6 protein-coding genes are annotated in these 9,055 nt (G+C 69.9%); 3 read left to right on the plus strand and 3 right to left on the minus strand.

All coding sequences use genetic code 11. From position 1 onward, the window contains the following. The coding region (locus GV790_RS31460; protein WP_309139045.1) for a DNA polymerase III subunit gamma and tau at positions 1-2,266 on the minus strand (2,266 nt) is incomplete at its 3' end. Between the two features lie 276 nt (positions 2,267-2,542). Here GV790_RS31460 and GV790_RS28340 point away from each other — a divergent pair. The 3 genes from GV790_RS28340 to GV790_RS28350 all read left to right on the plus strand — a co-directional run bounded on the left by GV790_RS28340 (position 2,543) and on the right by GV790_RS28350 (position 6,383). Beyond that, positions 2,543-3,349 (plus strand): hypothetical protein, encoded by an 807-nt coding sequence (locus tag GV790_RS28340; protein ID WP_163817819.1) that lies wholly within the window; start codon positions 2,543-2,545, stop codon positions 3,347-3,349. 92 nt (positions 3,350-3,441) lie between these two features. Beyond that, positions 3,442-5,694, plus strand: a complete 2,253-nt coding sequence (locus GV790_RS28345) for an MMPL family transporter (RefSeq protein ID WP_256673586.1) — start codon at positions 3,442-3,444, stop codon at positions 5,692-5,694. After that, positions 5,691-6,383: a TetR/AcrR family transcriptional regulator gene (locus tag GV790_RS28350; protein ID WP_163817823.1), complete on the plus strand. Its 693-nt coding sequence runs from the start codon at positions 5,691-5,693 to the stop codon at positions 6,381-6,383. The genes GV790_RS28345 and GV790_RS28350 overlap by 4 nt, the downstream gene beginning before the upstream one ends. A gap of 30 nt (positions 6,384-6,413) precedes the next feature. Here the strand turns inward: GV790_RS28350 and GV790_RS31715 are convergent, their stop codons facing one another. Then, positions 6,414-7,403 (minus strand): neutral zinc metallopeptidase, encoded by a 990-nt coding sequence (locus GV790_RS31715; protein ID WP_228806295.1) that lies wholly within the window; start codon positions 7,401-7,403, stop codon positions 6,414-6,416. A 508-nt stretch (positions 7,404-7,911) separates the two neighbouring features. Continuing rightward, complete coding sequence (locus GV790_RS28360; protein WP_163817825.1) at positions 7,912-8,826, minus strand: neutral zinc metallopeptidase; 915 nt, start codon at positions 8,824-8,826, stop codon at positions 7,912-7,914. Between the last annotated feature and the right edge of the window lie 229 nt (positions 8,827-9,055).

Genomic DNA, 9,055 nt, shown 5'->3' on the forward strand with positions numbered 1-9,055 from the left:
GAATGTCGTCGTCGGCTATCGGGGCGGCCTTGGCCTGGCTGGGGCGGGAGAAGCGGGGCGGGGTGCTCGCCGCCTTGGTTGTGGTGGCCCGGGCGGATGCCGAGTCGGCGCCCGGCTCGGCAGGAGTCGACGGCGAGCCCGCCGGGGCGGATGCGCTCGGCCGGGAGAAGCTGCGCGGGGCGGACGGTTCGGACGCTCCCGGCGCCGGCGCGGGATCCTCGGCAGCGCCGTCGCCGGACCGGCGCGATCCGCCACCACCGGATTCCCGGCCACCACGGCCGCGAGTACCCGCGCCACCGCGCGGTGCGGTCTGCCCGGCGCCTGCCTCGAACCGCACATCGAATTCACGCCCGAGCACCGTCTGCAACGCTGCCCGCAGCGCATCCACACTGCGCTGCTCGGACAGCCGCTGCACGAGTGCGTCATGCGGGTGAACGAAGACGGCGGTGGCGCCGTCGACGCGGGCCGGTGCGGCGGCGGTCAACATCGCGTGCACCGCGACCGCGATCTTGCGCACCTCGGCCTTGATATCGGCCCAGGCGGCTTCGAGTTCGGCCAGCGGATCGCCGGTGGGAGCGGGTGCGGTGACCACTTCCGTCTCGGCACCGGGCGCCCCGACCTCGTCGTCGGCGTCAGGTCCTTGCTCCTGCTCGGCCGCTTCCCCACCCGCGAGGTCATCGACTCGAGGCTCCTCGACGGCCGCGACCACCGGGGTGGCCTCGGCGGCGGGTTCGTCGATCGGCTCGGCGGCGGGCGCAGTGTGGTGATCGCTCCCGGCCGGGGGCTGCTCGGCGGTGGTGGTCGCGTCGCCGGCACTGACGGGGGTTACCTGCGGCTCCGCCGCTGGCGGCTGCTGGGTGTTCGCGGGTATTGCCGCCTCGGGCCGGGCAGCCGCGCCATCCTGCTGGGCCGAGACCTGATCAGTGCTCGGCTGATCGGCGCCGGAGGCCGCCACGGCATCCTGCGGTTCCGACTTCGGCGCGCGCGATTCACGCAGCGCGGCAAGGGCTTCGGCGCCGCGGCGACGATTGGGGTCGGCGGGGGCCGGAGGCGGCGGAGCCGCCGCGGGAACGGCCGCTGGAGCCCCGGCCGCCGCGGAAGGCACGGCACCGGAAGCGAACTGGCGTTCCAGGTGCTCGAGGCGTTGCAACGCCGCCGCGTCCGAGTCGGTGGCGGCGGGCAGCAGCATGCGGGCGCAGATGACCTCGAGCAGCAGGCGCGGGGCGGTGGCGCCCCGCATTTCGCCGAGGCCGGCGTGCAGGAGTTCGGCGTAGCGGGTGAGTGCGGCGGGGCCGATGCTCTCGGCCTGGGCTTGCATGCGTTCGAGCTGATCGCCGGGGGCGGCGACCAGGCCACGTTCGGCGGCGTCGGGCACCGCGCGCAGCAGGATCAGATCGCGCAGGCGTTCGAGCAGGTCGACGGAGAAGCGGCGCGGATCGTGCCCGGCCTCCATCACCCGGTCGATGGTGCCGAACAGCGCCGCGCCGTCGGAGGTGGCCAGCGCCCCGACGGCGTCGTCGATCAACGCCACATCGGTGACGCCGAGCAGCGACACCGCCCGCGTATAGGTGACGCCCTCGGGCCCTGCGCCCGCCAGCAACTGGTCCAGCACGCTGAGACTGTCGCGCGGCGAACCGCCGCCCGCCCGGATCACCAGCGGATACACCGCCTCCTCGACGGGCACGTTCTCCTGTTCACAGATGCGGCCGAGCAGGCCGCGCATGGTGGCGGGCGGAAGCAACCGGAACGGGTAGTGGTGGGTGCGCGAACGGATGGTCGGCAGCACCTTGTCCGGCTCGGTGGTGGCGAAGATGAAGATCAGGTGGGCCGGCGGTTCCTCGACGATCTTGAGCAGCGCGTTGAAACCGGCCGTGGTGACCATGTGCGCCTCGTCGACGATGAACACCCGGTAGCGCGATTCGGCGGGCGCGTAGAAGGCACGGTCGCGCAGCTCACGGGTGTCGTCGACACCGCCGTGGCTGGCGGCGTCGAGCTCGATGACGTCCAGGTTGCCCGGGCCGCCGGGCGCCAACGCCACACACGACGGGCAGACCCCACAGGGGCGCGAGGTCGGGCCTTCCACACAGTTCAGCGACCGCGCCAGGATCCGCGCGGAGGAGGTCTTACCGCAACCGCGTGGCCCGGAGAACAGGTAGGCATGACTGATCCGCCCGGTGTCGAGCGCGGTGCTCAGCGGGTCGGTGACGTGCTCCTGACCCACTACCTCAGCGAACGAAGCCGGTCGGTACTTCCGGTACAGAGCCACGGCCAGAGGTTACCGGCGGGCACCGACAGGTGAACACCCGCGCTGGTCGCGCCCGCGCCACCAGAATGCCGGGCCACCGCCACCGGAATGTCGGCAGCGACCCAGCGAATAACGAAACCGTCACCTCGCGCATGCCGGCGCAACCAGCTGGCTAACCTGTTGTCGGCAACTTCGGTAGCCAATCTTCATCAGGTTGGTGACCCCGGTCGGATCCACCCCGGCCGGGGCACAACCGAGCTCGACGAATCCACGCCCCCGCACCCGGAGGAACTCGCCGTGTCGTCGTGTGAAGACATTGCCGCCGCCTGGCTTTCCGGCACCGAATTCGCCGGGAACCGCGCCGCCGTGCAGCTGCTCAGCCGCGCGATCAGCCCGGGCGATTTCGCGGTAGAGCGCGAATCGCTACCGGTCAGCGCCGTCGCCGATCCCGTCACCTCGGCCACCATCCTGGAATTGCTCGAGCGCGGCCAGGTACCGACCATGGCCGCCATTCGCACGCTCACCGCGCAGAACGAGATGCGCCGCGAAGCCGAGCGGGTGGCCGATCTCGGCAGGCGCGCACAACGCTGGATCGACGATTTCGGCCGCCTGCTCGCCACCGTCGCCGAGGCGCATTGGCTGGCCAACGGCGTCGGGCCGACCCGCCGCGACGCGCTGGCCTCCGAGCCGGTCGCCCTGCTGATTCGGAGCCGGGTGGGCGAGATCGCGCCGAATGCGCTCAAGCATCTGTGGCTGATCGAGCGCGCGCAGCGGGCGGGCTGGATCGCCTATGACGACGAGCCGGGATCGCTGTGCGCGGCCCGGCGTTTCCACTCCGAGCAGTACGGCGACCAGGTCTCGGCGCAGCCGATCCATCTGATCGGCGCGGCGGTGGCCCGGCACGTCGACCGGGCCTGCGGCCACACCTGGCGGGAACTCGCCGTCCATATGCGGGATCGCTCGGGTGTGCCGATCTTCTTCGACGGCGCCGACGCCCTCGCACAGCAGCGCTGGCTGACGATCGCGGGCTGGATAACGGTGCACGAGGAGCGGCCGTCCCTCGGTCCGCGCGGCCGACGCGCGCTGGCTCGCGGGCGCCGATAGCGAATCTGCCCCTTCCGCCACCAGGTTAACCGCGTTACGCTAACGCCACTAACTTACTGGAGGGGGCTCCTGTGCTGATCCGAATAGCGCGCTTGACCACACGCTTCCCGCGCATCGTGCTCGCGGTGGCGTTCGCACTCGCCGTGCTCTTCGGCATCGTCGGGGCCACCGCGTCGGCGCATATGAAATCCGGTGGATTCACCACCGACGACGCCGAATCCACCCGCGCCGCCGAATTGCTGGCGGAGAATTTCCCCGGCGCCTCCCCGAATTTCGTGCTGCTGGTCAGCTCCGAGGCCGGGCTGCGCGATCCGGCCACCAGCGCCCGCGCCACCGAACTCGTCGACGCCCTGCGCGCCCGCGACGACATCAGCGGAATCCAGTCCTTCTGGACCAGCCCGCCGGCCATGGCCGCGGCGCTGGGCAGCACCGACGGCGACAGCGGCCTGATCATCGCCGAGATCGAGGGCGACGAGAACCGGATCCAGCAGGTCGCCGGCGAGCTCACCGAGCAACTCACCGGCACCAGCGGCGGCGTGACCGTGCGCCAGGGCGGCGTCGCGGCGGTGTATCACGACGTCACCGAGCAGATCACCCATGATCTGGCGGTGGCCGAAGCGGTCGCGGTGCCGTTGTCGCTGATCGTGCTGATCCTGGTGTTCGGCAGTCTGATCGCCGCCTCGCTGCCGGTGATGGTCGGGCTGTTCGCGATCGCCGCGACGCTGGCCATCCTGCGAGTGGTCACGCTGTTCACCGACGTCTCGATCTACGCGCTGAACATGACCACGGCCATGGGCCTGGCGCTGGCCATCGACTACAGCCTGTTCATCGTCAGCCGGTACCGCGAGGAACTGGCGGCGGGCCTGGAGCCGGTAGCGGCCACCACCCGCGCCGTGCAGACGGCCGGACGCACCGTGCTCTACTCCGCGGTGACGGTCGCGCTCTCGCTGGCGGTGCTGAGCGTGTTCGACCTGTACTTCCTCAAATCGTTCGCCTACGCCGGCGTGGCTGTGGTGATCGCCGCCGCCGCGGCCGCGCTGTTCGTGCTGCCCGCCGCGCTGGTGCTGATCGGGCATCGGGTCAACGCCCTCGATCTCCGCGCTCCGCTGCGGCGGCTGTTCGGCCGCGATCCGCATCCGAGCGGACCGATGATTCCCGAGCACACCCTCTGGTACCGCACCACCAAACAGGTCATGCGGTTCGCGGTGCCGGTCGCGGTGGTGATCATCGCGCTGCTGCTGGCGCTCGGCTCGCCGTTCCTCGGCGTGAAATTCGGCTACCCGGACGATCGGGTGATGCCCGACAGCGCCAACAGCCGTCAGGTGGGCGACGCATTGCGCGAGGAGTTCCCGCGCGCCGATTCCGGGGCCAGCGGCACCATCGTGCTCGACGACTTCCACGATCAGAACGCCGTCGCCGACTACGCCGCCCGCCTGTCCACGGTCGACGACGTTCCGGCCGTACTGTCCAGCGCCGGAGTGTATGTCTCGGGGCGGCGGATGGCGCCGGGGCAACCCGAGATGGCCAACGAGACCGGCACCTACCTCACCGTGGCGACCGACCTGGACCCGTTCTCCCCCGAGGGCTCCGAGCAGCTCGAACAGCTGCGCGCGGTGCCCGCCCCCGCGCCCACGCTGTTCACCGGCGCGGCCGCGGTCAACGCCGATTCCCTGGACGCGCTCGGCTCCAAGCTCCTGTTGGCCGGGCTACTCATCGCGCTGGCGACGTTCGTGGTGTTGTTCCTGTTCACCGGCAGTGTGGTGCTGCCATTGAAGGCGATCCTGCTGAACACGCTCTCGCTGACGGCGGCCTTCGGCGCAATGGTGTGGATCTTCCAGGAAGGCCACTTCTCCAGCCTGATCGGTTTCACGCCCGTGGGCTATCTGGTGCCGACCATGCCGATCCTGATGTTCTGCGTCGCGTTCGGGCTGTCCATGGACTATGAGGTGTTCCTGCTGTCGCGGATCCGTGAGGAATGGGTCGCCAGGCGGGCCGAGCGCACCGGCGACGAACTCGCGGCCGAGGACAACACCGAGGCCGTCGCGATCGGTGTGGCCCGCACCGGCCGGATCTTCACCGCCGCAGCGGTATTGATGGCCATCGTGATCGGCGCGATGGTCACCTCGAAGGTCTCGTTCATCCAGCTCATGGGCCTGGGCCTGACGTTGACCGTGCTCGCCGACGCCACCATCATCCGTGCGCTGCTCGCGCCAGCGCTGATGCGGCTGCTCGGCCCGGCGAACTGGTGGGCGCCGAAACCGCTGGCCCGGCTGCACGCCAAGATCGGGCTCAGCGAGGAACCCGAACCCGTCGCCCGTGTTCCCGAACCGGCAGGGCATCGATGATCGCTGCCCGCAGACCACGCTCACCGCGCGGCACCGGTTCCCAGCTGCGCAGTGAGATCCTCGCCGCCACCGCCGATCTGCTCAACCGCACCGGTAATGCCGAGGCCGTCTCGATCCGCGCGGTCGGCAAGCTGGTCGGGGTGAGCGCACCGTCGATCTACCGGCATTTCGCCGATAAGGACGAGCTCATCGACGCGGTGGTGGCGCAGGTGTTCGAGGATCTGGACACGGCCATGCGCGCCGCCGTCGACGCCGACCCCGCCGCGAATCCCATCGTCCGCCTGCACCATCTCGGCATGGCGTACGTCCGCTTCGCACTCGACCACCCCGAACAGTACCGGCTGGCCACCGCCCCCGCCGAAACCCGCGGCGCCGTCGACCAGGTCCTCACCAGCAGCGCATTCCAATACATGTCCGACACCGTCAAGGCCGCGATGGACGACGGCCTGGTCGACCCCGGCGACCCCACCCCCATCGTGCTGGAACTGTGGTCGGCCGCGCACGGCATCGCCTCCCTGCTGCTGGCGAAACCCTATCTGCCCTGGGGCGATCCGATGGCCGCCGCCGAACGCGTGCTCGCGGCAGCCTGCGCCGGGCACATCGTCATGAACCTCATCGGCGAGCAGGCAACGCCAGAGGAAGCGGCGGGGTGGTTCGCGCGGTTACGGGAGGAGAAGCGGGGAGCGTAGTCCGCCATGCCCGGCGGGCGCGCCGATGCCTCAGGACACCGAATCCGACGACGCAGCCCAGGTATTGCACATTTGGACCCGGTTGTTGCGATACCCGTGCTCGTACCAGCCACCGTAATTCTGCGGGGATCCGTGGTCACGCATATCGCCCGGGAAATCACCGCGGTTGTAGTTGTCGCGCACGGTCTCCATCGCGTCATCGGCGGTAATCGTGCCGACGAAGGTCGATGAGCCGATGAACATGCCACCGAAGCACTGGGCGGCCAGTTCCAGCCGCCGCGAGTGCTCGAGGCCGAGCGCGGTGGTGGGGCCCGCATCGTAGGACTCCTGATGCGACTGTTTCAGAATGCCGGTCAGGTTTTCCACATGATGTCCGTATTCGTGCGCGAAGACCGCCATGAAGACCACGGTGTCGTAGGGGTCCTCGTTCTTCATGAAACTGTCCAGCGGCATGTAGATCGTCTTGTTCGCACCGCAATAGAACGCGGCGAAATTGCTGCTCCCCCCGGTGCACGGCGAAGTCGCTTCTGCGGCAGTCGCGGTCACGCTCAAGCCGGGTGGCGAGAACGGCAGGTTCTCGTATTCGAGCAGCGCACTCCACATCTGGCCGAGGCAAGCCGATTGCGCCTCGAAGAACGCACGCGCCCCCGACACCGTCGGCGACCAGGCCGGATACGAGCAATTGATGTTGTTGAGTCCGGTATCCGCGTGGGTGAACAGCGGGTTGGTGGCCAGCGCGGCAACGGGTTTCGGTCCCGCGGAGGTACTGCTGGTTGTGGTGGTTCGGCGGCTGGTGGTGGAGCTCGACCGCGTGGTGGTCGGACTGGCCGAATACGTCGTCGTCGGTGCGGGCGACGAGCTGTATGTGTAGCTCGGGGTGCTCGTCGGGGTGTAGGCGGTTGTCGAACCATCCGACGAGCTTGCCGCGAATCCCGCCGCGACCAGCAGGCCGACGACGATGAAGACGCCGAGGATCGTGAAGACGGCCGCTACTCCACCGCCGGAACGCGGTGGAGGCATCGGGCGGCCGTACGGCATGGGTGGGCCGTACGGCCGCATCCCCGGAGGTGGGCCGTACGGCATCGGCGGAGGTAGGGGCGCGCCATACGGCGGAGGCGCACCGTACGGAGGCGGCGGTGGGTACGGTGCGCCGTAGGCGGGAGGCGCGCCGTACGGCGGCGGTGCGGCATACGGTGGACGAGGGCCAGGTGGTGGAGGCGGGACGCTTCTCGGCGGGCGGCCGTGCGGCGGCGGGCCGTAACCCGGTGGTGGGCCGTAAGGCGGCTGGGTCATGCTGTTGTTCCTCCCCGATCACACTCTGCCGTCCGGCATCCACGGCCGTGACCCGCAGCGAATGACGACCGTATGGCTTCGGCAGGCCCGCGTCCAGTCGAGTCACCGGCAGACCGGCCACGGGCGACCGGCCCGCACCGCCACTGACCGTAGGCATTCGGAACCGTCTGCGCGCCTCCACCACACATCGAAGCGGCGCCCGTATCTGGCGGCGCGCATCGGTCGGACCGTGGCATCAACTCACCGCGGACGCCGGCGCGGCGAACGTATTGCATTGACTGGTGCGGTTGTCGTCGACGCCGGTGTTGAACCAGCGGCTGCCGTTGGCGGTGCTGCCGTGGTCGCGCATGTCGCCGGGCTGGTCGCCGCGGTGCTCGGCGTCTTCGCGGGCCATGCTCATCTGCGCGGACGTCAGCGAGCCGCCCTGCGCGGACGACGACAGGTACATGCCGTCGAAGCAGTTGGCCTGCAACTCGACTCGGCGGGAGAGCTCCAATCCGCGGGTGCTGCGCACACCGGAATCGACGCGTTCACTGTTGGCGGCGCGGAGAATGCCGGACATGTTCTGGATGTGGTGGCCGTATTCATGTGCGAACACCGACAGGTACACCACCCAGTTGTCGCCGAACAGATCGGTCTGCAACTGGCTGATCGGCATGTAGATGGATTTGTTGGCCGGGCAGTAGAAGGCGGCGAAGTTGCTGGTCGTGCCCGTGCACGGGGTCGTGATGCCCTCGGTGGTGGCGGAGACGTTCACCGTGGGCGCCTGGAACGGCAGTCCGGCCTTCTCCAGCACGGGCTTCCACGCGGCCTCCAGGCAGTTCTCGGCGCTGTCGAAGAACGCACGCGCGGTTTCGACTCCGGTACCCCACGGCGCGTAATCGCAGTTCGCCGGGATCAATGTCGCGGTGGGGTCGGTGACCAGCGGGTTGTCGGCGGTCTTGGCGGGGCCGGTTTCGCCGTTGTCGTAGGTCATTCCGGGGCGCGGACCGGAGGCGTCCTCACGAATACCGGTCTTCACCCCGGCACGCACCAGACCGCCGACAACCACCAGCACCAGCACGACGAGCACCGCGACCACTTTGCCGCCACCGCCGGAACGGCGCGGCGGCGGACCGGGTGGACGGCCGTAGGGAACCGGCGGCGGCATCGGCCTGGCGTAGCCGGGCGGCGGAAACGGTGGGCGCTGAGCGTATCCCGGCGGCGGGCCGTACCCGGGCGGAGCGTAGCCGGGCGGGACGTAGCCGGGCGAAGGCGGGGGCCGGTGACCAGGAGGTGCGGGGTAACCGGGCGGCGGTCCCGGCGGAGGCCGGTGACCAGGCGGCGGATGGTATCCCGGCGGCGGGCCGTACCCGGGCGGAGCGTAGCCGGGCGGGACG

This window comes from Nocardia cyriacigeorgica (assembly GCF_010858045.1).
GTDB classification, from domain to species: domain Bacteria; phylum Actinomycetota; class Actinomycetes; order Mycobacteriales; family Mycobacteriaceae; genus Nocardia; species Nocardia cyriacigeorgica_E.